Source organism: Streptomyces sp. NPDC058295 (genome assembly GCF_042880655.1).
Classification (GTDB): Bacteria; Actinomycetota; Actinomycetes; order Streptomycetales; family Streptomycetaceae; genus Streptomyces; species Streptomyces coriariae.
The window spans coordinates 213,647-239,068 of record NZ_JBHVYO010000011.1 but is presented as its reverse complement, the minus strand read 5'-3'; the positions used below and the strand labels follow the sequence as shown (position 1 = coordinate 239,068).

General features: G+C 71.7%; 21 protein-coding genes and 1 pseudogene. 14 read left to right on the top strand and 8 right to left on the bottom strand.

Annotated elements, in window-relative coordinates; all coding sequences use genetic code 11:
* Positions 1-31: 31 nt before the first annotated feature.
* Positions 32-1,375 (bottom strand): helix-turn-helix domain-containing protein, encoded by a 1,344-nt coding sequence (locus ACFVYS_RS14925; RefSeq protein WP_389502119.1) that lies wholly within the window; start codon positions 1,373-1,375, stop codon positions 32-34.
* A 131-nt stretch (positions 1,376-1,506) separates the two neighbouring features.
* On the opposite strand from ACFVYS_RS14925, the gene ACFVYS_RS14920 reads away from it, so the two are divergent.
* Entirely contained in the window at positions 1,507-1,677 is a 171-nt protein-coding gene (locus ACFVYS_RS14920) for a hypothetical protein (RefSeq protein ID WP_389502117.1), read from the top strand.
* A 1,091-nt stretch (positions 1,678-2,768) separates the two neighbouring features.
* On the opposite strand, the pseudogene ACFVYS_RS14915 reads toward ACFVYS_RS14920, so the two are convergent.
* Positions 2,769-3,761: pseudogene (locus ACFVYS_RS14915) on the bottom strand (hypothetical protein); the annotation flags it as partial.
* Positions 3,762-3,918: 157 nt separating this feature from the next.
* A complete protein-coding gene (locus ACFVYS_RS14910; protein ID WP_389502115.1) occupies positions 3,919-5,265 on the bottom strand; it encodes a PP2C family protein-serine/threonine phosphatase in 1,347 nt (448 codons plus the stop codon).
* Positions 5,266-5,461: 196 nt separating this feature from the next.
* Here ACFVYS_RS14910 and ACFVYS_RS14905 point away from each other — a divergent pair, with 196 nt between their 5' ends.
* A complete protein-coding gene (locus tag ACFVYS_RS14905) occupies positions 5,462-5,908 on the top strand; it encodes a hypothetical protein (RefSeq protein WP_389502113.1) in 447 nt (148 codons plus the stop codon).
* Between the two features lie 86 nt (positions 5,909-5,994).
* Here the strand turns inward: ACFVYS_RS14905 and ACFVYS_RS14900 are convergent, their stop codons facing one another.
* Positions 5,995-6,531 (bottom strand): SH3 domain-containing protein, encoded by a 537-nt coding sequence (locus ACFVYS_RS14900; RefSeq protein ID WP_389502111.1) that lies wholly within the window; start codon positions 6,529-6,531, stop codon positions 5,995-5,997.
* Between the two features lie 143 nt (positions 6,532-6,674).
* Here ACFVYS_RS14900 and ACFVYS_RS14895 point away from each other — a divergent pair, with 143 nt between their 5' ends.
* Entirely contained in the window at positions 6,675-7,583 is a 909-nt protein-coding gene (locus tag ACFVYS_RS14895) for a hypothetical protein (protein ID WP_389502109.1), read from the top strand.
* On the opposite strand, the gene ACFVYS_RS14890 is transcribed toward ACFVYS_RS14895, so the two are convergent.
* A complete protein-coding gene (locus ACFVYS_RS14890) occupies positions 7,480-8,895 on the bottom strand; it encodes a PLP-dependent aminotransferase family protein (RefSeq protein ID WP_389502107.1) in 1,416 nt (471 codons plus the stop codon). The two genes, ACFVYS_RS14895 and ACFVYS_RS14890, sit on opposite strands and share 104 nt — an antisense overlap.
* A gap of 189 nt (positions 8,896-9,084) precedes the next feature.
* Here ACFVYS_RS14890 and ACFVYS_RS14885 point away from each other — a divergent pair, with 189 nt between their 5' ends.
* Together ACFVYS_RS14885 and ACFVYS_RS14880 are read left to right on the top strand one after the other, a co-directional pair.
* The gene (locus ACFVYS_RS14885) at positions 9,085-9,867 is read left to right on the top strand and encodes an alpha/beta fold hydrolase (RefSeq protein ID WP_389502105.1); all 783 of its coding nucleotides are present in this window, start codon (positions 9,085-9,087) and stop codon (positions 9,865-9,867) included.
* Between the two features lie 11 nt (positions 9,868-9,878).
* Complete coding sequence (locus ACFVYS_RS14880) at positions 9,879-10,910, top strand: endonuclease/exonuclease/phosphatase family protein (RefSeq protein WP_389502103.1); 1,032 nt, start codon at positions 9,879-9,881, stop codon at positions 10,908-10,910.
* Here the strand turns inward: ACFVYS_RS14880 and ACFVYS_RS14875 are convergent.
* A complete protein-coding gene (locus ACFVYS_RS14875; RefSeq protein ID WP_389502101.1) occupies positions 10,907-13,033 on the bottom strand; it encodes a PhoX family protein in 2,127 nt (708 codons plus the stop codon). The two genes, ACFVYS_RS14880 and ACFVYS_RS14875, sit on opposite strands and share 4 nt — an antisense overlap.
* A 266-nt stretch (positions 13,034-13,299) precedes the next feature.
* Between ACFVYS_RS14875 and ACFVYS_RS14870 the strand changes: the two genes are divergently transcribed.
* The 3 genes from ACFVYS_RS14870 (at position 13,300) to ACFVYS_RS14860 (ending at position 17,548) form a co-directional block, all read left to right on the top strand.
* Positions 13,300-15,228: a VWA domain-containing protein gene (locus ACFVYS_RS14870; RefSeq protein WP_389502099.1), complete on the top strand. Its 1,929-nt coding sequence runs from the start codon at positions 13,300-13,302 to the stop codon at positions 15,226-15,228.
* An 83-nt stretch (positions 15,229-15,311) separates the two neighbouring features.
* Complete coding sequence (gene metG / locus ACFVYS_RS14865) at positions 15,312-16,928, top strand: methionine--tRNA ligase (RefSeq protein WP_389502097.1); 1,617 nt, start codon at positions 15,312-15,314, stop codon at positions 16,926-16,928.
* Between the two features lie 128 nt (positions 16,929-17,056).
* Positions 17,057-17,548 (top strand): hypothetical protein, encoded by a 492-nt coding sequence (locus ACFVYS_RS14860; protein WP_389502095.1) that lies wholly within the window; start codon positions 17,057-17,059, stop codon positions 17,546-17,548.
* A gap of 71 nt (positions 17,549-17,619) precedes the next feature.
* On the opposite strand, the gene ACFVYS_RS14855 is transcribed toward ACFVYS_RS14860, so the two are convergent.
* Positions 17,620-18,963: a polysaccharide lyase family 1 protein gene (locus tag ACFVYS_RS14855; protein ID WP_389502093.1), complete on the bottom strand. Its 1,344-nt coding sequence runs from the start codon at positions 18,961-18,963 to the stop codon at positions 17,620-17,622.
* 227 nt (positions 18,964-19,190) lie between these two features.
* Here ACFVYS_RS14855 and ACFVYS_RS14850 point away from each other — a divergent pair, with 227 nt between their 5' ends.
* Both ACFVYS_RS14850 and ACFVYS_RS14845 read left to right on the top strand, forming a co-directional pair.
* Positions 19,191-19,556, top strand: a complete 366-nt coding sequence (locus ACFVYS_RS14850; RefSeq protein WP_020130553.1) for a PH domain-containing protein — start codon at positions 19,191-19,193, stop codon at positions 19,554-19,556.
* Between the two features lie 184 nt (positions 19,557-19,740).
* The gene (locus ACFVYS_RS14845) at positions 19,741-20,418 is read left to right on the top strand and encodes a hypothetical protein (protein ID WP_389502091.1); all 678 of its coding nucleotides are present in this window, start codon (positions 19,741-19,743) and stop codon (positions 20,416-20,418) included.
* A gap of 43 nt (positions 20,419-20,461) precedes the next feature.
* On the opposite strand, the gene ACFVYS_RS14840 is transcribed toward ACFVYS_RS14845, so the two are convergent.
* On the bottom strand, positions 20,462-21,493 hold the full coding sequence (locus ACFVYS_RS14840) for a dioxygenase (RefSeq protein WP_389502089.1): 1,032 nt from the start codon (positions 21,491-21,493) through the stop codon (positions 20,462-20,464).
* A gap of 536 nt (positions 21,494-22,029) precedes the next feature.
* Between ACFVYS_RS14840 and ACFVYS_RS14835 the strand changes: the two genes are divergently transcribed.
* The 4 genes from ACFVYS_RS14835 (at position 22,030) to ACFVYS_RS14820 (ending at position 25,370) form a co-directional block, all read left to right on the top strand.
* Positions 22,030-22,545 (top strand): toxin-antitoxin system HicB family antitoxin, encoded by a 516-nt coding sequence (locus tag ACFVYS_RS14835; protein WP_389502087.1) that lies wholly within the window; start codon positions 22,030-22,032, stop codon positions 22,543-22,545.
* Between the two features lie 113 nt (positions 22,546-22,658).
* A complete protein-coding gene (locus ACFVYS_RS14830; protein ID WP_389502086.1) occupies positions 22,659-23,507 on the top strand; it encodes a DUF4097 domain-containing protein in 849 nt (282 codons plus the stop codon).
* 58 nt (positions 23,508-23,565) lie between these two features.
* Positions 23,566-24,582, top strand: a complete 1,017-nt coding sequence (locus ACFVYS_RS14825) for an ATP-binding cassette domain-containing protein (RefSeq protein ID WP_389502084.1) — start codon at positions 23,566-23,568, stop codon at positions 24,580-24,582.
* A complete protein-coding gene (locus ACFVYS_RS14820; RefSeq protein ID WP_389502083.1) occupies positions 24,579-25,370 on the top strand; it encodes an ABC transporter permease in 792 nt (263 codons plus the stop codon). The genes ACFVYS_RS14825 and ACFVYS_RS14820 overlap by 4 nt, the downstream gene beginning before the upstream one ends.
* Positions 25,371-25,422 lie beyond the last annotated feature (52 nt).

Genomic DNA, 25,422 nt, shown 5'->3' with positions numbered 1-25,422 from the left:
CTGGGGCTGCGAAGGCGGCGGGGCGGGAGAACTAGAGCGGTGGCTGCGCGGGTGCCGGCCCCAGGGTCGTCGTCCCCGGCGCCGTACGGTGCCCCAGCCCCGTGCGATACGCGTCGAGCGCCGCCTCCACCCGCCCCGTACGCCGCAGCAGATCCCCCAGCATCCGGCAGAGATCGGCGAGATCCCCCGCCGCCCCCGCCCGCTCCAGCAGGCTGAGCGCGCGCACGTAGTGCTCCTCCGCCGCCTCCGTGTCCCGCGCGTCCTCGGCAATGATCCCGAGCAGCCGGTGCGCCCCCGCGGAGTGCACGGCGCCCCGCTCTGGCGACAGATCCCCGAGGACGGTGTGCAGCAGCGCGGCGGCCTCCTCCGACTTGCCCCGCCGGTGCAGGACGTCGGCCAGCTCGACGGCGACCTGGCTGCTGTAGAGGGCGGCGCGCTGCGCGGAGAGCATGGCCTGCGCCTGCTTCAACTCGTCCTCTGCGCGGTTCAGTTCACCGTTCTGTGCATAGACGTAGCCGCGCATCCAGTGGCAGTTGGCCAGCTCGGTACGGAGCTGGAGTTGCCGGTAGAGCTCGGACGCCTTGGCCAGCGAGGCGTCGGCCTCCGCGAGGCGGCCCTCGGCGAGCAGGGTGCGGGCGACCGACCGGTGCATACGGGCGACCAGGGCGGGATCGCCGACCTGGGGCGCGAGGGCGAGGGCGAACTCGGCGGCCTGCGCGGCGCGGGCCTGCGCCCCCATGTCCATGTACGGGCCGATGACGGAGGCGTACAGCAGAAGCAGCGCGTCGGGGTCGTGCAGCCCGCCCCGATTGAGCTCGTCGAGGGTGGATTCCAGCAGGTAGACGGCGTAACGGAGTTCACCGGCGAGGTAGTGGGCGACGGCGCGGCCGCGCAGGGCGGGGACACGGGCGGGGAGCGGCGCGTGCGCGAGCGCGGCCTCGGCGCGCTCGAAGCAGCGCAGGGCCGTGTCCAGGTCTCCCGTGTCGATCCCGCACTCCCCGAGGCCGAGCAGCGCGGTGGCCTGCTCCTCCGCGAGGCCGTGCTCCTCGGCCTCCGCGAGCAGCCCGGAGTACTGGAGGGCCGCCTCCTCGGCGGCCCCGGTGGCCAGCGCCCGCTGGGCCTCGGTGAGACGGAGCCGCAGATCGGTGACGAGGCGGGCGGGCCGGCCGGTCGCCAGTTCGTCGAAGTCGACGCCGAGCCGCTCGGCGATGTGTTTGAGCGCCTCGTCGGAGGGCCGCACCCGGCCGGCCTCCAACGTGGAGACATAGGCGGGGGTGTAGGTCGGCTCGGCCAACTGCCGCTGTGTCAGCCCTCGTTCGACCCGCAACCGCTGCACCCGGCGACCGACGACCTCCGGTTCGTCCCGCTCTCCCACGCCCGGCTCCCCCAACTACCCCTGTGCCTCTTGCCGTTGGACTATCTCAGCCCCTAGGTTAAACGGCGAGTTAAGCATGCTTAACAGCTTGCTGACGTGAGTATCGCAGTCGCCGACGTTGCGAGGTAGCCGTGCCCGGACGCCCATCCGCACGTCCTTTCGCGCCCTACGTCAGGGCCGTCGCCGCGGCCGTCCTGACCGTGACGGCCCTGATCACCGCGGCCAACGCCGGCCCGGCCAGAGCGACGGACGCCGGTCCGGCCTCCCCGGCGGCCCGGCACGAGACGGCGGAGCGCCGCTAGGCCGTGTCCGCAAAGTAGCGCCGGCTGCCCGGAGGGCAGGGCTCGCGGCGTCCGGTGCGTGTGATCGCAAGGCGGAGGGTCGCCCTCGTACCGGGTGTACGTGGGCGATCCCGACAATGCGGCGAGCGCGCGTGCCGGGCGTCGCGAGCCAGGCGGGACTTTGCGGACACGGCCTCGGGCCTGCCTGCCGCCGGGCGCCTCGGACTCCCCGTCCGTCCGGCGGTTCAGCCCTGCGTCTGAAGCTGCCGCAACTGCTGCCGGACGTGGTCCAGCGCGCCCTCGCGGCGGCCCGGTACCCGGCCGCGCAGCCGCGCGATCTCAGGGCCCAGTGCGCGGGCCCGCGGCACGTCGGTGATCCGCCCCCACTGGTGGTGCGCCCGGTCGACCGCCGCCTCCACGGCGGGCGCGTCGACCGGCTGCCCGGCCTCCAGGCGGGCGACGGCGACCGTCATCCAGGTACGGCAACTGCGCTCGGCGTCCCCCGCGAACATCGCCAGATCCGCCCGCACCTCACCCCAGTGCAACGCCTCCTCGGACCCGACCCCCCACGAAACGGCGGCCGCCCGCTCCAGCCGAGCGGCAAGAACATCGGCATCACCGTGCCGCCCGGCCCGCACTGCGGTGGAGATGGCGACGTGGGGGTCGGCAGGCATGCCGGGGGCGGCGGACGCGCCGGGGGCCTCAGGTGCGCCGGGTGCGCCGGGGGCCTCAGGTGCGTCGGGTGCGCCGGGTGCGCCGGGTGCGCCGGGTGCGTCAGAAGTGGCAGGTGCGGCCGAGCCGAGAGGTGCGCCCTCGGCGGCTGATACGCCGCGAGCTGCAGGTACGGCCGAGGTGAGAGGTTTCCCCGAGGCGGCGGATACGCCTGAAGCGTCCGGCACCGCCGTGGCGAGAGGTGCGCCCGAGGCTACGGGGGCGCCTGACACGGCAGACACTCCGGAAGCGGCGGGTGCAAGCGATGTGAGAGGTGCACGAGAGACGCCAGGGTCGCCGTACACGCCAGGGTCGCCGTACGCGCCAGGCGCGCCCGGAGCCGCCGGCGCGACCGACACCAGAGGTGCACGAGAGGCACCAGGATCGCCGTGCGAGGCAGTCGCGCCCGGAGCCGCCGGTGCGACCGACACCAGAGGTGCACGAGAGACAACGGGGTCGCCGTACACGGCAGGCGCCCCAGGAGCCGCCGGTGCGACCGACGCCAGAGGTGCTCGTGAGGCGACGGGTGCGCCCGACACGGCAGGCACGCCGGAAGCCGCCGACCTCACCGGCTCAAGAGGCGCACGCGAGGCACCAGGATCGCCGAACGCGGCAGGCGTCCCCGGAGCCTCCGGTGCGACCGACGCCAGAGGTGCACGAGGGGCGACGGGTGTGTCCCACGCGGCAGGCGCGCCCGGAGCCGTCGGGCCCGTCGGCTCAAGACGGGTGCGCGAGGCGGCAGGCGCTTCGGAGGTGGTGGGGGTGGACCACGGGGTGAGTACCAGGTCGCCCACCTCGCCGTCTCCCGCGATGCGGGCCAGCGCCGCCTGGTGCAACCGCTCGACCGCCGGACGGCCTCCGCTGCGCAGTATCGTCGCGACCGCCCTCATGTACGACGGCGCGGCGACGGCCCGGCGGCCCGGCGGCGGCGCGATCCGCCCGTAGACGGCGACCGCGGGCCCGCAGTCCAGGGTGTTCCCCCGCAGCCAGTCCCAGGTCTCCGGGTCCGCGCGCAGATCGAGCACCAGGGTCGTGGAGCCGGGCGCCCGCAGCCGCAGCTCCTCCCGGAACCAGTGCCACGGGAACGCCGTGTACCGCACGGTCGGGGGCGTCGTACGGGCGAGCGCCAGGTGGGGCAGCCGTTGCTTCCGGTCGAGCTGGAGCTGGCCCGCGACGAACAGGGTGAGCGGCCCGGGGGCCACCGCGGCGGCCCGCAGCCGGGTGAGAACGGCCTGCGGATCCAGCGGATCGGCGAGTTCGACGACGTTCGCGGTGTCGGTGCCGGCCAGCACGGGAGGCGGCACGGCGGCGAGCACGGGGAGCACGGAGGCCGCGTCCACCAGACATCCCTTGCCCATGGGCGAGGCCGCGAGCAGCAGCACGGTTCCGGGCATGGTCCCCTCCCGCATGGTCCCCTCCCCTGTCGATCACGTACCTCAGCACGGTAACCGCTGCGGGTGCGAAGGGGACCCTCAGGCCTGCAAACGTCCCCCTACGGGGCCTTCGTCGGACGGCGGCACAGGCTTGCCCCGGCGAGTCCGGCTACCTCGGCTACCTCGGTGGCTCCAGCGCCCCCGGCGGCCCCTGTGCCCCCGGCGTCACAGGCGTCACGGACGTCACGGACGTCATCGGCCGCACCGCGAAGATCGTCGTGTCGTCGGCGAGACGCCCTCGGCAGTGCCGCAGCGTGCCGTCCCGTACGAAGGCCACCAGCCGGCCCGGCTCGGCGGTCCGCGGATCGCGGGCGAGGCCGGCCGCGACCTCCTCGGCCAGCGGATAGAACTCGCCGGCGCCGTCCCGTGCCTCGGTCACCCCGTCGGTGACCAGCAGCAACGTCTCGCCGGGGGCTACGGCCACCCGCAGCACCGGCGGGGGCCCGTCGTCCTGCGCGACGAGCTCACCGAGGCCGAGCGGGAGCCCGTCCCCGTTCGGCAGGGTCCGTACGCCCTGCGGCCCGCCGACCGCGAGCGTCGGCTCGTGCCCGAACCCGACGATCTCGACCACGCCCGGCTCCCCCACGGCCACCCCGAGCTCACCCTCCACTCCCTCCGCCCCCTCCGCTCCCTCGGCCCCCTCCGCTCCCTCGGCCCCCTCCGCTCCCTCCACGCCGTTCCCCCGCCCGGAGAACCCGATCAGCACGGCCGTGGCGAACCGGTCGCCGTCCGCCCACCCGAGGGCCGCGGTGTGCGCACGGTGCCGTCGCATCCGGGTCTCCAGCCGGCCGGCCACGGTCGCCAGATCCGCCTCGTGGTACGCGGCCTCGCGGAACGTGCCCAGCAGCGCGGCCGCCGCCTCCACCGCGCCCAGCCCCTTGCCCTGTACGTCGCCGAGGAGGACCCGGGTGCCGTGCGGACCGGGCTGGATGTCGTAGAAGTCGCCGCCCACCCGGGCCTCGGCGTCGGCGGCCAGATAGACCGCCGCGTGGTCGAGGCCGCCCCAGCGCGGCGGCAGCGGACGCAGCACCGTACGGCGGGTCGTCTCGGCGATGTTCATCATGTGCAGCATCCGCCGCTCGGCGCGCACCCGGACCGACGCGGCCAGCACGGACAGCACACCGCCGACGAGCACCAGCACGAAGTCGGCCGCGCCCTCCCGGTACTCGGAGGGCCAGGCGGCGTCGCTGGTGGCGTAGGTGACCAGGGCGAGCACCGCGAAGAGCGCCGTCGTCCACACCCCGCAGAGCGCGGCGGCGATGGCGGCGACGAAGACGCACCAGGAGACGATGCGGAACTCGCCGGTGGTGTTGAAGTCGGCGTAGGTGATGGCGACGAGCATCACCAGCGGCACGAGCCAGGTGACACTGCGGCCCCGGATCTGGAGCAGCTGGTGCCGCTGAAGGACGTCCCGGCGCCGGGCCCGCGGAACGCGGTCGAGCAGGCCGTGACCGCCGGACTCCATGAGGTCAGCGAAACACGGGGGCGCGGCGCCCGCATCCGGGAACCGGCGGACGGACCGGCGGACGGACCCGACGAAGGAGCCCGATGCGGGAACCCGGTGAACGACGCCCGAGGCGGGAACCCGGTGCACCCGACTTGCCACCGCCCCCGCCCAGGTGTGCCCTGGAAGGCGGGGGCGAGGAGAGAGGAGTCCTCTCATGGCTCATGCGGCACCCGCGTCAGGCGCACGGACACCGTCCGCACGGTCCCGTACACCCGATGTCTTCAGCGAACGGGCCCACCGGGCCGCGGAGTGGACGACACCCGTGGCACTGGGGCTCGTCTACGGCTACTGGGTCGCGGCCAACAACCGCTCCGGAGGCCCCATCACCGGCTGGAACCTGCTGCTCGGCTTCGTGAGCGCGATCGTGTTCGCGGCCCTGTGGATGGGCATCCACGCCCTGGCCCCACACATGCGGCGCGAGCTGCACGCCCTGCTGTGGACGGCGTTCGCCGGCTGCGCCTTCGGCTTCCTCTACAGCGAGGCCGGCGCGACCGTCCTGCGCTCCGTGGGGATGTCCCTCGCGGTCTCGGCGGGCGTCTTCCTGACGCTGTTCTACCGCTTCTACACGCAGGAGGACGCGGCGGGAAAACGTATCCGCTGATCCGCCCCACCGCAGGCGTCCGCGCAAGGACGCACACGGGCCCCGGCGTTGTACGCCGGGGCCCGTGCCTTCCCTCATCCCTCCACTCACCGGCCGACCGGGACCCACTCCCAGTCACCCGACGAGGTATCTGATGGTGCGGTGGTGCTGACGCTCCAGGAGCCGGAGAAGCTGAACGTCACGGTGGCCGAGACGCCGAGCGAGCTGTTGGTGAAGGGGTCGTCCCAGTTGGTCCAGTCGCCGTTCTTCCACCGCGGGCACGGGTCGGCGCAGTCGGGCACCCGCGCGCCGCCGGTGTCCACGAAGGCGGCGCTCGCCCAGCCCTGGGCGCCGAAGAGCCAGTACCAGTCCGGGTTGCCGTTGACGCTCTGACCCTTGACCCTGCACTGCACCCGGTCGTGACTGCCGGACGCGAGCGTCGCGACGACGGGTGAGCGGGTGGTGGGTTCCTGTCGCACACTCAGCTCGGAGCGGGAGACGACGGTGCCCCGGATCGAGCCGTTCCCGTCGCCGCCGCTGGTCGGAGGGGCCGCGGCCGCCGTGGTTCCCAGGGTCGCGCCGGCGAGGGTGCCGCCGGTGAGCAGGGCCGCGGCCAGAGTCCGCAGGGCCAAAGTGGTGCGCATGATCGACCTCCTTCTCCCCAGAACCAGGAAACACCCGTTCGGGTGAACCCTCCACCGGAGCGCGTCGCGAGGCCTGCGCGGGGCGCCACCCGGACGGCCGCCATGGGCTCGCGTTCCCCGCCCGGACCCCGTTGCCTGGAGGGGTGTCCCCAAGCCTGCGGACCGCCCTCTCGGCCGTCCTCGTCGCGCTGTCCTGCCTGCTCGTGCCGTTGGGCGCGCTCGCGGCCTGGGCGGCGTACGGCCTCACCGACACCCGCGGCTATGTCGCCACGATGGCGCCGCTCGCCTCCGACCCCGCCGTACGGAACGCCGTCGCGGACACGGTGGGTGACGGAGTGGCACGCGAGGCCGGGCTGAACCCGCTCTTCCTGCGGGACGCGGTCCGCTCCTTCACCGCGACCCGCGCCTACCGCACGGCCTGGGACGCGGGCAACGAGGCGGCCCACACGGCCGTGATGAGAGCGCTGAACGACGAGAGCGCCGACCGCGACTCCCACCCGGTGACCGTGGACCTCGCGGCCGTCACCGCACCGCTGAAGCGTCAACTGACCGCCGACCATGTGCCGTTCGCCGACCGCGTGCCGGTGGAGCACACCCGTGTCGCACTCCTCCCGCCAGCTGGACTGACCGCTCTCCGGAAGGGCTACCACGTGCTCGACGTAGCCGGATTCTGGCTGCCCCTGGCAGCCGTCGTGTTCGCGATGGCCGGTATCTCCGTGGCGGTCTCCCGCCGCCGGGCGGTCACGGCGACGGCCCTCGGCACCGCCCTGGGCGGCGCGTTGCTGGGTCTCGCCGTCGCGATCGCCCGCCGCCTGACCCTCTCCGACCTCCCCGACGCGGCCCACCGCCCGGCCGCGGGCGCGGTGTACGACGCCCTCACCGCGACCCTGCGGACGGCTTCCTGGCTGCTGCTCGCGCTGGGCCTGACGGTGGCTGCGGCGACCTGGCTCATCCGCCGGCACTCCCCGGCGGTCCGCCTGCTGCGACGGCGGCGAGTGTGCGCAACGCCCGTGCCAACTCCTCCTGCGGAGCCGACGCGAGTCCGAGTCTGACCGCGTCCGGGGTGCGGTGCGGGTCGACGGCGAAGGCGGTCCCCGGGGTCACGGCGATGCCGTGCGCGGCGGCAGCGGCGGTGAAGGTGTCGGCCCGCCAGGGCGCGGGCAGCTCCCACCAGGCGAAGTAGGCGCGCGGATCGGTCCGCACCGTGCCCGGCACGCGCTGCCCGCCGAGGTGCCCGGTGACGTTCGCGGTGACGTTGTCCGTGAGGTGTGCGGTCAGGTTCCCGGTGAGGTGCTCGGTGAGGATCGTCTGCCGCCGGGCGGCGTCCGCCCGCTTCTCCTCGACGAGCCGGCGCACCACTCCGTCCCCCGTCCACCGCACGGCCGCCTCCAGCGCGAAGCGTCCCGCGCTCCACCCGCCGGCCCGTACCGCCGCCCCCACGGCCTCCGCCCGGTCCTCCGGTACGACGAGAAAGCCGACGGTCAGCCCCGGCGCGACCCGCTTGGACAGCCCGTCGACGACATGGGTGAGCCCGGGTGCGTGCGCGGCGAACGCGGGGGCGTCCGGGTGGAGGAAGGACCAGATGCGGTCCTCGACGACCGGCAGCCCCCACGCGACGACGAGGTCGCCCAGTTCGCCCCGGCGCCGCTCGCTCATGGTCGAGGACGTCGGGTTGTGGAGCGTCGGCTGAAGGTAGAGAGCGGAGAGCGGGGCGGCCCGGTGGACGGCGGCGAGGGCGTCCGGCCGTACTCCTTCCGCGTCACCCGCGAGCGGGACGAGAACCACTCCCAGCCGTCCGGCGATCTCCTTGACCAGCGGATAGGTCAGCTCCTCCACCCCGACCCGGCCGCCCGGCCGGACCAGCGAGGCGAGGGCGGCGGCGATGGCCTGCCGGGCGTTGCCGGTGAACAGCAGCTGTGCGGGGTCCGGCCGCCAGCCGGGCACGGCGAGGAGGCGGGCGGCGCTCTCGCGGGCGGCCGCGGTCCCGTCGGCGGCCCCCGGACGCATGGCCGCCGTCAGCACGTCCGGCCGCAGCAGCGGCGCGAGGGAGGCCGCGATGAGCTCCGACTGCCCCGCGGCCGACGGGTAGTTGAGCTCCAGGTTGACGGGCGCGGAGGTGGCCGTCTCGATGAGCGCCCGCCCCTGCGCGACGGCCGGCGCGGCCCGCACGAAGGTCCCTCGCCCCACCTCGCCCACCACCAGTCCACGCCGCACGAGTTCGCCGTAGACCCGTCCGGCCGTGGAGGGCGCGATGCGGTGTCGGCGGGCGAACCACCTTTGCGGGGGCAGCTGTTGGCCGGGGCGGAGCCGTCCGGCGACGATGTCTGCGGCGATGTGGTCGGCGATGAGCCGGAAGTCGGCCATGGGGCGTCCAGGAACCTTCCCTCGTCATCACGCGACGATCCCTCGATGATCCTTCGGTGATCCCTCCATGATCCCTGCGCGACCGCTGGGTGACCCCTGCGCGACCCCCACATGATCCTTCGCCCGTGATTGCACCGAGGGCAAAGATCTTATTGCACCGAGAAGACGGCCCACCCTACTGTCGATCACATGGCACCCTTCCTCGCATACGAGGACAAAGGCACGGATACGCCCCCGGCGCTCCCCTTGGTCCTCGTCCACGGCCACCCCTTCGACCGCACCATGTGGACCCCGCAGATCGAGGCGTTCTCCCCCACCCGCCGGGTGATCGCCCCCGACCTGCGCGGCTACGGCGCGTCCCCGGTGGTCCCCGGCATCACGCTGCTGTCCGACTTCACCCAGGACATCGCGGCGCTCCTGGACGAACTGAAGGTGGAGACGTTCGTGCTGGCCGGGCTGTCGATGGGCGGCCAGATCGCGATGGACATCTACCGGCGGTTCCCCGACCGCGTCCGGGGCCTGGTCCTCGCCGACACCTTCCCGGCCCCGGAGACCCCCGGCGGCAGACTCGCGCGCAACGAGATGGCCGACCGGCTGCTCGCGGAGGGCATGCGCGGCTACGCGGACGAGGTCCTGGAGAAGATGGTCGCCCCCTACGCGGCCCCCGAGGTGAAGGCCCACGTCCACCGCATGATGACGTCGGCGCCTCCCGAGGGCGCCGCCGCCGCGCTGCGGGGCCGGGCCGAACGACCCGACTACCGGCCCCTGTTGGCCCGCGTCTCCGTACCCGCCCTGGTCGTGGTCGGCGAGGACGACGAGTACACCCCGGTCTCGGACGCGGAGGCGATGCACGCGGCGCTCCCGCACTCCGAGCTGCGGATCGTCGAGGGCGCGGCCCATCTGCCGAACCTGGAGCGGGCGGGCGAGTTCAACAGGGTGTTGGCGGAGTTCCTGGCGAAGACCGGGGCGTAGCCTTCGGCGGGATGAGGTCGACGCGAGGACGGCTCCTCGGTGCCTGGTGCGCCGGGCTGCTGCTGGCCGGGGTGGGTGTGGTCGTCGGATGCCGGATCGCCGACACCGATGCCGTGACCCCCGTACCGCAGCTGCTCGCCTTCCTGCCGTGGCTGACCGTGCCCGCCGGGGCCGCCGTCGCCCTCTCACTGCTCGCCCGCTGGTCGGCCGGGCTGATCTGGGGAGCGGTCGTGCTCGGGCTGCTCGCCTGGTTCGTCGAGCCGTACGGGGCGGGGGAGCAGCCGGACGGGCCGGTGCTCGCGCGGCTGCGGGTGCTGACGTCGAACGTGGAGTTCGGGTGGGCGACCGAGGCCCTGATCCCGGTCGTCCGGCGCGAGCGGCCGGACATCGTGTTCGTACAGGAGTGCGAGTACACCTGTCAGGCCGCCGTGGCGAGGGAGCTCGGGGCCGCCTATCCGCACCGGCAGGCCGTCGAGGGCGACAGCTCCGTCGGGTCCGTCATCCTCAGCCGGTTCCCGCTGACGGCCACCGCGGGCGTGCCCGGCAGCATGGGCATGCCCGGGGCGGTGGCCGACATCGGCGGACATGCCGTACGGCTCCAGCTCGCGCACCCCAAACCCCCGCTGCCCGGCCAGGTGCCCCTGTGGAAACGGGAGCTGGGGCGCCTGCGGGACTTCGCCGCCCGGTACGAGAACGCCCCGCTCGTCCTGGCCGGCGACTTCAACGCCACGCAGGACCACGCCGTCTTCCGCCGCGTCCTCGGCACCGGACTGCGCGACGCGGCCCGACTCGCCGGCGAGGACCGCGAGCCGAGCTGGCCCAGCCGCACCTCGCCCGCCTTCGGCGCGCAGATCGACCATGTGCTCGTGTCGCGCGACTTCGCGGCGGCCGGGGCCCGATTCCTCCACCTCGCCGGCACCGACCACCGCGCCCTGGTCGTCGACCTCACCCTCCACGAGGGCCGCCGGCCGGGGCCCGGAGGCCGGGCCGCCGCCGGGCGGGGACGATCGTGGACGCGGGCGATCGGCGCCGGGAGACCCTAGACCCCGATGTCCTGGCCGTCCTTGCGCCACACGGCCACCACCGCCGGGCGGACGATCTTCCCGGCGCCGTCCGGCCAGGTGCTCGCCGGCTTCTCGACCGTGGCGCCGTCGACCTCGCCCGGGTGCTGCACGGCGACGAGCACCCGCCGGTCCTGGACGATCGGACCGCAGGTCTCCGCACCCTTCGGCACCGTCAGGAACTGCTTCAGCTCGCCGCGTCGCGCGCCGCGCGTCGCGACACCGAACAGCCCGTCGTGCGAGCCGAGCTGGCTGCCGTCGGTGGAGATCCACAGGTTGCCGTGCGGGTCGAAGGCCACGTTGTCCGGGCAGGAGATCGGGCTGACCTCGTCCTTCGGGAAGCCCGCGAAGTAGGTCGCCGGGTCCTCGGGGTCACCGGCGACGAGGAACAGCGACCAGGCGAACGTGGTGCTCTCGGGACGGCCCCGCCGCTCGGTCAGCTCCAGGATGTGCCCGTGCTTGTTGGCGTTGCGCGGGTTGGCCTCGTCGGCCTTGGCGTTCGCGCCGACACCGCGGTTGGTGTTGTTGGTGAGGGCGACGTACACCTTGCCGGTGACGGGCGAGGGCTGGATGTCCTCGGGCCGGTCCATCTTCGTCGCGCCGACCTTGTCACCGGCGAGCCGGGTGAAGACGAAGACCTCCTCGGCGCTCATCCCCTCGACGTGCGAGACGGCGCCCTTGGCGGTGGCGGTGGCGATCGGGATCCACTCACCGCTGCCGTCGAACTCGCCGTCGGCGGGCAGCTTGCCGGTGCCGTCGATCTCGATCGCGGGGGAGTCGCCGGTGAGCCGGGCGACGTAGAGCGTGCCCTCGTCGAGCAGCGACAGGTTGTGCTCGCGGACGGCCCGGCTCGACCCCTTCTTCATCCGCTTGCTGCCGACGAACTTGTAGAAGTAGTCGAACCGCTCGTCGTCACCGGTGTAGACGACCGGCCGCCCGTCGTCGGTCAGCCGGACGGTCGCGGCCTCGTGCTTGAACCGGCCGAGGGCGGTGTGCTTGCGGGGCGTGGAGTTCGGGTCGTACGGGTCGAGCTCGACGACGTACCCGAAGCGGTGCACCTCGTTCGGCTCCTGGGCGACGTCGAAGCGCTTGTCGAACCGCTCCCACTTGCGCTCCGTCGCGCCGGTCCCGATCCCGTACCGCTTGTCCGTGGCCCGGCCGCTGTTGGCGAAGTACTGGTTGAAGTTCTCCTCGCCGTGCAGCGTGGTGCCCCACGGCGTGGTGCCGCCGGAGCAGTTGTTGAGCGTGCCGAGCACCTTCGTGCCGGTCGGGTCGGCGGAGGTCTTCAGCAGGTCGGAGCCGGCGGCGGGCCCGGTGAGCCGGAACTCGGTGGTGGCGGTGACCCGCCGGTTGAGGTGGTGCCGGGGCACGGCGGTCAGCTTGCCGGTCCGCCGGTCCTCCGCCACGACGACGACACCCAGCCCGTGCGCCGCCCAGGCCACCTCGACCTGCTGCCGGGTGGGGTTGGCGGCGTCGTAGCCACGGAACATGAGCACTTCGTCGGTGTACTCGTGATTGGCGACGAGCAGCTGCCGGTCGCATTCGCCCGGAATGGGCAGCAGCGCCAGGAAGTCGTTGTTGTAGCCGAACTGCCCGGCCTGGGCGGCGGCGGTCTGATTCTCCGGGTCGAAGGCGGGAGCCCCGCGCAGGATCGGCTCACCCCAGCGGATGACCACATTCTGCGCGTATCCGTCCGGAACGGTGACGGCGTCGGCGGTATTCGGAGCGACAGAGCTGTACCGCAGCCCCCGCGCGCCCTTGGCGGCCGGTTTCCCGGAATTCCCCGAACTCGCGGAATTCCCGGAGGACTGCCCGGAATTCCCGGAGGACTTTCCGGACGTATCGACGGACGCGGCCGCCGCGGGCAGCGCCCCGGCGACACCTGCGGTCCCGGCGGCGGCCGCGACGGTGACGACCGCGGCGGCTCGCACCATCGCGCGGCGGCCGATCGCCCCCGCGATGACCTCACCGACGTACGCGTTGTCGCTGGTGTTGGGCACCTCGTGGAAGCAGGCGTCACCACACCGGAAGCGGCAGGTCATGGCGGAGCGTCCGCCGGGATGGGACTGGGACGGCGTTCCGATCAACGGCAGAAGCTTGCGCACCTTTAATCTCCCCTTGCATGCCCTTGGTGTGCTCGTGACGTTAGGGGCACGTATGTGCGGAGGCGCTGCTGTGGGATGAACGGAAAGTGAAGCCCCGGCAGCCACAAGGGTGTTGGACTTGCGCGGAGGGGGGTCCGAGGCGGTATTGACACACCTGGATTCCTTACACTCACCCCTGCCCAAGATCACCATCCGGGGCCGCTAACCTTACGTGTCCGTCCTGGCCAGGGATTTACGGGCTTCAACTCACGCGAAGGGTTGCGCACATGGGCATTCTCACTCTCCTGCGGAACGCGTTCGGACGGTCACGCAAAGAGCGGGCCGCCGAGGCAGAGAGTGCGGAACAGGTTCCTTCGCAGGAACAGACCGCCTCCGAGGAGCGGGACCAGGAGTCGACCGGGGCCGCCCCCACGTCGACAGTCGCGCCGACCCCGGCGCCCGAACCGACGGTCCCGTCCCCCTCCCCCGAACCCACCCCGAGGGCCACCCCCACGGCCCAGGTCCCGGAACCCCGCCCGGCATCCCAGGACGAACACGACCTCGTCTCAGCGGCCTTCGACAACGTATCGGTCCCCAAGCCGACCCAGTCGACGGAGGATTTGCCTACGGAGACTCCGGAGACGCCCGAGCCGACCGCGAAGCCTGCCAAGGCTGCCAAGGCTGCCAAGGCCCTGGAGGCCGAGGCCGCCGAGACAACCGCGGACATCGAGCCGACCACGGAGGCCGCGGAAGCAGCGGAAGCAGCGGAAGCCGCGGAGGCCGCGGAAGCAGCAGAGACTGAGGCTGCGGCAGAGGCAGAACCCCAGGCCGAGGTGCCGCCGCAGGCCAAGGCGGAAGCCGAGCCCAAGGAAGAGGTCGGGCCCGAGGCCGAGGTGGCCGAGCCGACGGTAGTCGCGGTGGCCGAGGAGCCGACGTCGATGACGGCCGCCACGGAGCCTGCGGCGGAGCAGCCGGAGAACGAGCCGGTGGCGGAGGAGCCCACACCGGAAACGGCCGACGAGCCCGCGACCGCGCCGGAACCCGAGCCGACCACTGTCGCCGAACCCGAGGCCGCCGAGCCGACCGCTGCCGCCGACCAGCCCGAGGCCACTGAGCCTGCGGCTGAGGCCGACGAGCCCGAGGTCGCCGAGGTCAAGGCGGAGGTCGCCGCGCCGGCGACGGCGGAGGCCGACGAGCCCGCGGCCGCCGACGGCGAGGACGCCGCACAGGGGCCACTCGCGGCCGACAACGAAAGCCGCACGGGTGGTGCGGGTGGGAACGACTCGGCCGAAGGCGAAGCCGAGGCCAAGGCCAAGGCCGAGCCCGAGCCCGAGCCGGTCGCCGTCACCGACGAGCCCGCGCTCGCCGCGCCGGCGACGGCGGAGGCCGACGAGCCCGCGGCCGCCGACGGCGAGGACGCCGCACAGGGGCCACTCGCGGCCGACAACGAAAGCCGCACGGGTGGTGCGGGTGGGAACGACTCGGCCGAAGGCGAAGCCGAGGACGAGGCCGAGGTCACACCCGAGCCCGAGGCTCACCCGACCCCGACCCCGACCCCGACCTCAACCTCGACCCCCACCCCCACCCTCCCCGCCGGCCTCGCCACCGCCTACGCCGCGGCGGCCACCGCCCTGGAGGCAACCCAACTCACCACCACCCGAGCGAAGCTCTACCTCGTACTGGACCGCTCCGCGAGCATGCGCCCGTACTACAAGGACGGCTCCGCCCAGGCCCTCGCCGAGCAGACCCTCGCCCTCGCCGCCCACCTGGACCCCGAGGCCAAGGTCCACGTCGTCTTCTTCTCCACGGAACTGGACGGCACCGGCGAGCTGACCCTCACCGACCACGAGAACAAGATCGACGACCTGCACGCAGGGCTCGGCCGCATGGGCCGTACCAGCTACCACGCGGCGGTCGAAGCGGTCCTCACCCACCACGAGAAGGAAGCCGCGGACACCCCCGCCCTGGTCGTCTTCCAGACGGACGGCGCCCCGGACGCGAAGACCCCGGCCACCCAGTCCCTCACGGACGCGGCGAAGAACCACCCCGCCGTCTTCTTCTCCTTCGTCGCCTTCGGCGAGCCCGACAACAAGGCCTTCGACTACCTGCGCAAGCTGAAGACCCCCAACACGTCCTTCTTCCACGCGGGCCCGACCCCGCGCGAGCTGACGGACGCCGAGCTCTACGAAGGCGTACTGGCCACCTGGCGCCCGTAGGCCCCCTTCGGGGGGTGGAGCATCACGTCCACCCCCCGAAACGCATGTGAGTGGATCTTCGCGGGCCCAGTAGGATTTCGGGCATGGCGGCCACTGGAACCGAGAAGCAGGGTGGCAAGGCGTTCTACGTCTCCACCCCCATTTACTACGTCAACGACGCTCCTCACCTGGGCCACGCCTATACGACCGTCGCAGGCGACGTGCTCACCCGCTGGCACCGCCAGCGTGGCGAGAAGGTGTGGTACCTCACCGGCACGGACGAGCACGGTCAGAAGATCATGCGCACCGCGGAGGCGAACGGCGTCAGCCCGCAGCAGTGGGCCGACAAGCTCGTCGACGAGGCCTGGCGCCCCCTCTGGGAGCACCTGGAGATCGCGAACGACGACTTCATCCGCACCACGCAGCAGCGGCACACCGACCGCGTCCAGGAGTTCGTGCAGGACCTGTACGACAAGGGCGAGATCTACAAGGGCGGCTACGAGGGCCCGTACTGCGTCGGTTGCGAGGAGTACAAGCTCCCGGGCGAGCTGCTCGATGGCGAGGGCGAATTCGCAGGTCAGAAGCTGTGCCCGATCCACAAGAAGCCCGTGGAGATCCTCAGCGAGGAGAACTACTTCTTCAAGCTGAGCGCGTACGGCGACAAGCTCCTCGCCCTCTACGAGGCGAACCCGGGCTTCATCCAGCCCGAGTCCGCGCGCAACGAGGTCGTGAACTTCGTCCGGCAGGGCCTGCAGGACCTGTCCATCTCGCGCTCCACCTTCGACTGGGGCATCCCGATCCCGTGGGACCAGAAGCACGTGATCTACGTGTGGGTCGACGCGCTGCTGAACTACGCCACGGCGGTCGGTTACAACGAGAACCAGGAGAAGTTCGAGGCCACCTTCCCGGCCGACGTCCATCTGGTCGGCAAGGACATCCTGCGCTTCCACGCGGTGATCTGGCCCGCGATGCTGATGGCGCAGGGCCTCCCGCTGCCCGGGAAGATCGCCGCGAACGGCTGGCTGATGGTCGGCGGCGAGAAGATGTCGAAGTCGAACCTGACGGGCATCAAGCCGCAGGACCTGACCTCGCACTTCGGCGTGGACGCGTACCGCTGGTACTTCCTGCGCGCCATCGCCTTCGGCCAGGACGGTTCGTTCTCGTGGGAGGACTTCTCCGCCCGCTACACGAGCGAGCTGGCGAACGACTACGGCAACCTCGCCTCCCGCGTGGCCGCGATGGTCGGCAAGTACTTCGGCGGCGTCCTGCCCGAGGCCACCGCCGACAGTGAGGCGGAGAAGGCGCTGCACGACGGCCTGGCCACCGCGGTCGCGGTGGCCGACCGGAAGATCGGCGAGGAGCTGGACTTCCAGGGCGGCATCCTGGCCGTGTTCGACTTCGTCAAGCAGGTCAACGGCTACATCACGGAGCAGGAGCCGTGGAAGGTGGCCAAGGACGACAGTCCGGAGGGCAAGGCCCGCCTGGCCACGATCCTCTATACCGCCGCGGAGTCCCTGCGCGCCGTCGCCGTCCTGCTGAACCCGGTCATGCCGGACACCTCCCAGAAGCTGTGGGACTCGCTGGGCGCCGAGGCGGTCCTGGGTGCTCTCGCGGACCAGCGGGTCCAGGAGGCCGGCACCTGGGGCATCCTCCCGGCCGGTACGACGGTCACCAAGGGAGCGGTGCTCTTCCCGCGCCTGGAGGAGAAGCCGACCGCGTAGCGCGTCGACGACCGACCACGGGGTCCGGGAACGAGGAGTTCCCGGACCCTGGTCGGAAGATGTAGAGGAAGAGTCGTAGAGGTTCCCCCGACTCGGGCATGTTCCCGCCAAGCCGTATGGTTTCCGCCATGGCAGTCCCCAACGTCATTCCGATCGCCTACGAGCCGAAGCACCGCACCGAGTCCATCGGACGGTACGCGGACGGCCAGTTCCTCGCGTCGGTCACGTACGCCTTCCCCGAAGGGTTCCGTCTCGACGACGGCTGGGAAGAGCACAAACGCCTCTACACCGTGCTGCACACCTTCGACGCGGACGGCACCTACCGCGACTCGGACATCTGGTGTGCCGGCACCTGGGCGGAGCAGCAGCGCGACCCGTACGGCGACGACTCGGTCCTCACCCGGGCCCGCGTCCGCCTGGCGACCCTCCTGCGCAGTCTGCCCCGCCGCTCCTACACGGACATCGCGGTCCGCCCCTTCCGGCTCACCTTCGAGGGCGTGCTGTTCGGCCTGGTGATCCGCGAGGACAAGGACGAGGACGGCGAGCCGGAGACCTGGGCGGAGCTCTACCCGGACCGCCTGGCCTTCGCCGAGCCGTGGGACGGCACGTACGACACGTGACGACGCCTGACGGCTGGTGAACGCGAGGGCCGGGGGCTCGTGGTCACCCGGCCCTCGCGTGTTCGGGGGTGTTACTTCAGGACGCTCGCGCCCGTGGTCGTCGCGAGGGTCGTCGGCAGGTTCTTCGCCGAGGTCTCCAGGCCCGAGGTGAGGGCCGGGGTCCAGTTGACCGTGGTCTTCAGGTCCTTCGACGAGGCGGCGTTGTACGCGGCGACGACGTCGGTGACCGTGCCGTTGACGAGGTTGCCGGAACCCTTGACCGCGCCGGTTCCGTCGCCGCTGAGGAGCTTGGCGACCTTTCCGCCGGTCGGGACCTTCCAGTAGTTGTTCTCGGCGACGACCTGGGCCTTGGCACGGGAGTTGATGCTGTACTGCGTCGCGTAGCCGTTGAGGGTCGTGACGTCGTAGTAGTTGTTGTAGATGTGCACCTGGCCGACCCGGGCCAGCGGGGCGCGCTGGACGATGCCCTTCCAGATGTTGTGGTGGATGGAGACGCGCAGCTTGCCGGCGGGCTCGCTGTCGCTGCTGCCGATCAGCATCGTCTTGTCGTGGTTGGTGAACTGGTTGCGCGAGACGGTCACCAGGTCCGAGCTCTTGGTGATGTCCAGGGCGCCGTCGTGGATCTGGTACTCGCGGCCGTAGTACTTCGGGTTGGCGCTGTCCAGGTGGGGCGCGTCGGTGAACGTGTTGTGGTCCGCCCAGACGTGGGTCGCGCCGCGCAGCGTGACCGAGTCGTAGTTGGAGTTCCAGTTGCCGTCGTCACCGTCGGTCGGGTCCCACTGCGGGAAGCAGTCCTCGGTGCCGGCGAAGGTCAGGTTGCGGACGACGACGTTGTCCACGTTCTGGATCTGGAGCATGCCGCCGGAGATCCCGGCGTTGGTGCCCGGCACGCCGACGACGCTGGTGTTGGCCGGCACCTTGAAGACGATGTTCTTCGCCTGCTTGGTCTGGGCCGCGGCGCGGGCCTTCTCCTGGGTGCCCGAGGGCAGCTTGGAGGTGCCGTAGGACGAGGGGTCGTACGCCTTCAGGTAGGCGGAGAGCGAGTAGCCCGTGCCCGACGCGTAGTCGGCGCAGGTCAGCTTCTTGCCGGCGTCGTCGGTGTTGGCGTCGATCGTGCCCTTGATCTTGATGATCCGGGGGGTGGTGTCGGAGGCGGACCCCAGCGCCTTCACCAGCTGGGCGCGGGTGGAGACGGTGAAGGTGTGCGCGGCGTCGGCCTTGGTGCCACCGGTGGTGCCCGTGCCGGAGGAGGCCCAGCCGTCCTTGGCGGCGAGCGTCTGGTGGTACAGGTCGACGGTCCCGGCGTTCGCGTTCATCACGACGACACCGGCGCCGACGGCCGCGGCCACGGCTGCGGCGGAGACGACGAGGGCGCGGCGCGAGCGGAGGGACCGGCGGTGGGAGGGAGCTGCCACGGGGGATCCTTACGGGGAGGAGCGGACTTACGTCCTGTCAGTGGTCGCCGCCGCGTGAAGAGTTGCCGCGTGAAGAGGGTTTTTTCCGGGGCCGTCTCCGCCGGTCGATCAAACACCTTCACGATTCCCCCACCTCCCCCTTAAGGTGCGCATCGGGGACGAAGACCTCTCTCCGGGGAGGGATCACCACACATGGACCGGCGTCATCGTCAACTGGGGGATCTTCCATGGCACTCTTCGGCAACGCGCACCCGATCGACCCGGCGCAGGCGCAGCAGGACTACGCCCGTCTGCTGGGCCAGGGCGAGCATGTGCAGGCCGCCTTCCTGCTGATCCGCGACACCATCCTGTTCACGGACCGGCGGCTGATTCTCGTCGACAAGCAGGGGATCACCGGCAAGAAGACGGAGTACCACTCCATTCCGTACCGCAGCATCACGCACTTCGCGGTGGAGACCGCCGGCACCTTCGACCTGGACGCCGAGCTGAAGATCTGGGTGTCCGGCTCGTCCGTGCCGATCGAGAAGACGTTCACCAAGGGTGTGGACATCTACGAGGTGCAGGCGATCCTCACGCAGTTCGTGGCGAAGTAGCCCACCCTCGTCTGAGCCCGGGTCGCCCGGCCACCACCCGGTGACGGCCGGGTGACCGGATCCGCGCCGCCTCGCATCCGGACGCCCCTGGAGGGCAGCGCGCGGTGGGAGTACTCGTCGCCGGTGACGCCGCCGCGCCCGCCGAACCCCGCACGCCGGTCACCGCACCTGGTACGACTACCCGGTGGACCTTCTCGAACCCCACCTCCGGCTCCTCGCCGAGGTCTTCGACGTGGCCGCCGCCGGCGCCCCCTGGGCCCTGGCCGGCGGCTACGCGCTCCAGGCGCACGAGCTGCTCCAACGCCCGCACGCGAACGTGGACTTGGCGACCGAGAGCGCGGAGCCGATGCCCCGGCTCGCCGAGGCGCTGGGCGCGGCGCTCACCTCCCGGGGCGGCCACGAGGCGACGGTCCGGGACGCGGACCCGCTGTCCGCACACCTGGCCGTGCTGGACCGCGCCACGGACACGGTCCTCCGGTTGGCCCTGCACAAGGAGACCTTCTGGAGCCCGCCCGTCCCGACCCCGTACGGTCCGGCGCTCGCCCTCCCCGACGCGGTGGGCACGAAGGTGCGGGCGCTCTACGACCGCGGTCTGGCCGTCGACCTGATCGACGCGAGGGCGGCCTCGGCCCGCTTCACCCACCCCGACCTGGAGGAACTGGCCCGCCGCCACGCCCGGGACGACTTCGACCTGCCCACCCTCCAGACCCGGCTGACGGGCACGGACCACTACCCGGACACGGCGTTCACGGCGTACGGCCTGACCGAGGACCAGCTCATCGACCTGCGCGCGTGGGCCCAGAGCTGGTCGACGGACATCGCGGAGCGGCTGCTGGAGGAGGGGGCGTCACCGGACGAGTGACCGGGACGCAACGGTGCACGGGACGCCCCCGCCGCCGCCCGGATCAGCTGGAAGAGGCCGACGCCTCGGCCGACGCCGTCTCGGACGCGCCCGGCTGGACCGCGTCGTCGGTGCCCTCGTGGGTGGCGTCGGGCTCGACGCCCATCGTGATCGAAGCCACGACACCCTTGGCGATGTTCTTCTTGTTGTACTTCAGCGTGAGCAGACCGCCCTGGACACCGCTCTGGTCGTAGATCGTGTCCTCGGTGAGCGTGGTGCGCTCGGTGGTGCTGGTCGAGTACGGCTCCACCTCGGCCGAGGCGAGCACGGACTCCTCGTCGAAGAAGAACTGGCCCGTGTGGCAGGTGTTGCCACCCTCGTAACCGGCGTCGGTCCACTCGCCGTTGACGTGCACCTTGGTGTGGATGTGCACCGTGCGGCCGCGGTACCAGCCCGGGAAAACCGTCTTGAAGGTGACGCGTCCCTGCCTGTCGGTCTTCCAGGTCCCCCGCAGATAGCGCTCGTCGTCGGTGGGCTCCTCGTGCGCGCCGCCACCGCCACCGCCGGACGGCGGCTCGCCGGTCGGGGTGCCGGTCGGCGCGTCGGTCGGCGTGCCGGTCGGGGTCCCGGACGGCGCGTCGGTGGGGGCGCCGCCGCCACCACCGGTGGAGAGGCTCTCGTAACCGGAGTAGATGCCGAGGGCGTCGCAGTGCCAGACGTCGACGGCGGCGTTCGCGAGGGGCTTGCAGGTCTCGGAGTCGATCACCTTGAGGGCGAGGGTGAGCGGGATGCCCTCCTTGTCCTCGGTGATGTCCTGGCGCAGCTTGTCCGCGTCGATGTAATACGGGCCTTCGGTGGTCTCGGAGGTGAGCTTGTAGCAGACCTCGCCGGCGGAAGCGGCGGCCTTGGGCTTGTGCCCGCTCTTCTCCCCGGCGAAGGCACCGGCGGCGAGCGCCCCGCCCGCCCCGACGGCGACGGCCGCGCCCGCACCGGCCACGACCACCTTGCGTCGGGTCAGATCACGCTTGTGCCTGGGGCCCTGTCGGTCATTCTCGGCACCGGCTGTGTTTGCTGGGTTTCCTGAGTTTCCCGTCATGGCCGCGAAGCTAGGAGGCGGGCCTGTCAGAGGCGTGGGAACGACCTGTGGAATTCCAAGGGCAGGCAAAAAGCGCCGGGCTCCGGGTCTGTTTTGAGCCTACTCATGGTAAAGCGATTGGTGAGGCTTCCTTACTTTTATCTCCCGCCTCCGCGCGCGACTCGGCGCCGTCCGACGCCACCCGGAAGCAGCACTTGACGTCACCCGGAAGCGCCGCCCGGCACCCGCCCGAGCATCGCCCGGAAGCAGCATCTGACGTCACCCGGAAGTCCCGACTGGCGCCACCTGGAGCACCTCCTGGCACCACCTCCGCGCCACGAGGTGCCACGGGGTGCCATGTGGCGCGATGCGGGTGCCATCGGGTGCCACCGGGCGCCATTCGATGCCACCAGAAACCCATGAGTGCGTATGGCGCCATGATGACCCAAACAAGTGCCATCGCATTTCCGCAGGTCAGCGCGATATCGTCAGCCAATGACGCAGAGATGCCGCTGCACGGCTTGCACATGGCGCCATTGTGGTGCCATCATGGCGTCATGGACCTCACCCCGTACGTCGACACCCTCCGCCGCGAACTCGCGGTGGCCGCCGAAGCCGGCGGTGACGAAGCCCGCGAGCTGGCGGAGCGGCTCACCGCTCCCCTGGAGTCGGCGACCCGGCTGACCATGCTCCATGTGCTTTCCGCAGCCACGGACGAGATCACCCGCGATCTCGCCCCCGGCTCGGTCGACGTACGGCTGCGCGGGCTCGACCCTCAGTTCGTGGTGACACTCCCACTCGGCGACGGCGGGGCCATCGCGGAGCCGGTCGCGCCCACCGAACCGCTCAAGGCTCCGGCCGAAGGCGACGAGGGCGGCACCGCCCGCGTCAACCTGCGCCTGCCGGCCCACCTCAAGGCCCGCGCCGAGGAGGCCGCGACCCGCGAGGGCCTGTCGGTCAACGCGTGGCTGGTGCGCGCCGTGTCGGCCGCGGTCGACGGTGGCGCCCGGGCGCCGCGCACGACGGAGAAGACCCAGGCCCTCGGACAGAGCTTCACGGGCTGGGTGCGCTAGCCCCGCTCCCGCTCGCACCCCACCACACCGCACCGCACCGCACCCGCACCACCTCACCCACACCACGTCCCACCAGCGGGGACGCCCAGAAGACCCAAGAGGACGGGACAGCCATGCCTTCTTTCGACACTCCCGAACCGATCTCGGTCACCGCACGCGTGGACGCCGGTTCGCTCCAGTTCACCGCGACCGACCGCCCCGACACCGTCGTCGAGGTGCGACCCCGCGACCCGGAGAAGGACCTGGACACACGGGCGGCCGCCCAGACCGAGGTCACCTACGCGAGCGGTGTGCTGACCATCAGGACGCCCAAGCCCACGCTGTTCGGCCTCGGCCGCACGGGCACCGTCGACGTGACGGTGGACCTGCCCACGGGCTCACGCCTCGACACGACCGGCGCCTGGACCCAGGTGATCGGCGAGGGCCGGCTCGGCGAGGTCCGCGTGAAGAACTCGGCCGGCGACGTCCGCCTCGACACCACGGGCCCGCTGGAGCTGACCGCCTCGCACGGCACGATCACCGTGGACCGCGTCGAGGGCTCCGCCGAGATCACCGCCAGCTCCGGCAGCATGCGCGTCGGCTTCGTCGACGGCTCCGCCGTCCTGAAGAACTCGCACGGCAGCACGACGGTCGGCGCCGTGACCGGCGAACTGCGGGTGAGCGGCGCCAACGGCGACATCGACATCACGCGCGCCGAGGACTCGGTCACCGCCACCACCGCCCACGGCACCCTGCGGGTCGGCGAAGTGGTCCGCGGCACCGTCCAGTTGGAGACCTCCTACGGCGCCATCGACGTCGGCATCCGCGAGGGCACGGCCGCCTGGCTCGACGTCAGCTCCGACTCCGGCCAGGTGCGCAACACGCTCACCGCGTCCGAGTCCCCGGAGAAGACCGAGGACACCGTGAAGATCCGCGCCCGCACCCGGTACGGCAACATCCACGTCCGCCGCACCAAGGCCTGAGCACCGCGCTCGACCAGCCCCGCCCCCACCCACCTCGAGCCTTCGAACGGAGGGCCCCATGCCTTCTTCTGTCATGCCCACGCCCAGTCGGGGTGACGGTCACTCGTCGCCGATCGCCGTCTCCACCATCGGGCTGCGCAAGTCCTACGGCGACAAGACCGTCCTCGACGGCATCGACCTGCGCATCCCGGCCGGTTCCGTGTTCGCGCTGCTCGGGCCGAACGGCGCCGGCAAGACCACGGCCGTCAAGATCCTGTCCACGCTCATCGCCGCCGACGGCGGACAGGCCCAGGTCGCGGGTCACGACCTGGCGGCCGATCCGCAGGCGGTGCGTGCCGCGATCGGTGTCACCGGGCAGTTCTCCGCCGTGGACGGGCTGATCACCGGCGAGGAGAACATGCTCCTCATGGCGGACCTGCACCACCTGTCCAAAGCCGAGGGACGACGGGTCACCGCCGCCCTGCTGGAACGCTTCGACCTGGTCGAGGCCGCCAAGAAACCCGCCGCCACCTACTCCGGCGGCATGAAACGCCGCCTCGACATCGCCATGACCCTCGTCGGCAGCCCACGGATCATCTTCCTCGACGAGCCGACCACCGGCCTCGACCCACGCTCCCGGCACAACATGTGGCAGATCATCCGCGAGCTGGTCGCCGACGGCGTCACCGTCTTCCTCACCACCCAGTACCTGGAAGAAGCCGACGAACTCGCCGACCGCATCGCCGTCCTCAACGACGGAAAGATCGCCGCCGAAGGCAGCGCCGAAGAACTCAAACGCCTCATCCCCGGCGGGCACGTCCGGCTCCGCTTCACCGACCCCGCCGCCCACCGCTCCGCCGCCCGCGCCCTGGGCGAGGTCACCCGGGACGACGAGGCACTCACCCTGCAGATCCCCAGCGACGGCACCCAGCGCGACCTGCGCACCGTCCTCGACCGGCTCGACACGGCCGGCATCGACGCCGACGAACTGACCGTGCACACCCCCGACCTCGACGACGTCTTCTTCGCCCTGACCGCCTCCACCGTGCCGCTCCGGTCCAGCCGGCCCGACCAGCCCAAGGAGAACGCCCGATGAGCTCCCTCTCCCTCGCCGTACGCGACTCGACGACCATGCTGCGCCGCAACCTCCTGCACGCCCGGCGCTACCCGTCGATGACACTGAACCTGCTGCTCACTCCCGTCATGCTGCTGCTGCTCTTCGTCTACATCTTCGGCGACGCGATGAGCGCCGGCATCGGCGGCGGCGACGCCGACCGCTCCGCGTACATCGCCTACCTCGTGCCCGGCCTGCTGCTGATGACCATCGGCTCCACCACGATCGGCACCGCCGTCTCCGTCTCCATGGACATGACCGAAGGCATCATCGCCCGCTTCCGCACCATGGCCATCCACCGCGGCTCGGTCCTCTTCGGACACGTCGTCGGCAGCGTCATCCAGTGCGTCATGAGCGTGACCCTCGCCGGAGCCGTCGGCGTGGCCATCGGCTTCCGGTCCACGGACGCCACGGCCCTGGAATGGCTGGCCGCCTTCGGACTGCTCGTGCTCTTCGCCACCGCGCTCACCTGGATCGCCGTCGGCATGGGCCTGTCCAGCCCGAACGCCGAAGCGGCCAGCAACAACGCCATGCCGCTGATCTTCCTGCCGCTCATCTCCAGCGCCTTCGTCCCGGTCGACGCGATGCCCGGCTGGTTCCAGCCGATCGCCGAGTACCAGCCCTTCACCCCGGCCATCGAAACCCTCCGCGGACTCCTGCTCGGCAGCGAGATCGGCCACAACGGATGGCTCGCCGTCGCCTGGTGCCTGGGACTGGCGGTACTCGGCTACTTCTGGTCCAGGTCGCTGTTCGACCGCGACCCGAAGTAACCCGAAGTAGGGAGAAGGACCGGTCAGCATCAGCAGCGTGCGGGCATGCGCC

Coding starts and splice junctions, on each gene's coding strand:
- ACFVYS_RS14820 (WP_389502083.1), top strand. CDS start 24,579: ATGAGCTCCCTCTCCCTCGCCGTACGCGACTCGACGACCATGCTGCGC.
- ACFVYS_RS14890 (WP_389502107.1), bottom strand. CDS start 8,895: ATGGCCGACTTCCGGCTCATCGCCGACCACATCGCCGCAGACATCGTC.
- metG (WP_389502097.1), top strand. CDS start 15,312: ATGGCGGCCACTGGAACCGAGAAGCAGGGTGGCAAGGCGTTCTACGTC.
- ACFVYS_RS14850 (WP_020130553.1), top strand. CDS start 19,191: ATGGCACTCTTCGGCAACGCGCACCCGATCGACCCGGCGCAGGCGCAG.
- ACFVYS_RS14880 (WP_389502103.1), top strand. CDS start 9,879: ATGAGGTCGACGCGAGGACGGCTCCTCGGTGCCTGGTGCGCCGGGCTG.
- ACFVYS_RS14825 (WP_389502084.1), top strand. CDS start 23,566: ATGCCTTCTTCTGTCATGCCCACGCCCAGTCGGGGTGACGGTCACTCG.
- ACFVYS_RS14885 (WP_389502105.1), top strand. CDS start 9,085: ATGGCACCCTTCCTCGCATACGAGGACAAAGGCACGGATACGCCCCCG.
- ACFVYS_RS14900 (WP_389502111.1), bottom strand. CDS start 6,531: ATGCGCACCACTTTGGCCCTGCGGACTCTGGCCGCGGCCCTGCTCACC.
- ACFVYS_RS14835 (WP_389502087.1), top strand. CDS start 22,030: ATGGACCTCACCCCGTACGTCGACACCCTCCGCCGCGAACTCGCGGTG.
- ACFVYS_RS14910 (WP_389502115.1), bottom strand. CDS start 5,265: ATGGAGTCCGGCGGTCACGGCCTGCTCGACCGCGTTCCGCGGGCCCGG.
- ACFVYS_RS14830 (WP_389502086.1), top strand. CDS start 22,659: ATGCCTTCTTTCGACACTCCCGAACCGATCTCGGTCACCGCACGCGTG.
- ACFVYS_RS14905 (WP_389502113.1), top strand. CDS start 5,462: ATGGCTCATGCGGCACCCGCGTCAGGCGCACGGACACCGTCCGCACGG.
- ACFVYS_RS14870 (WP_389502099.1), top strand. CDS start 13,300: ATGGGCATTCTCACTCTCCTGCGGAACGCGTTCGGACGGTCACGCAAA.
- ACFVYS_RS14840 (WP_389502089.1), bottom strand. CDS start 21,493: ATGACGGGAAACTCAGGAAACCCAGCAAACACAGCCGGTGCCGAGAAT.
- ACFVYS_RS14860 (WP_389502095.1), top strand. CDS start 17,057: ATGGCAGTCCCCAACGTCATTCCGATCGCCTACGAGCCGAAGCACCGC.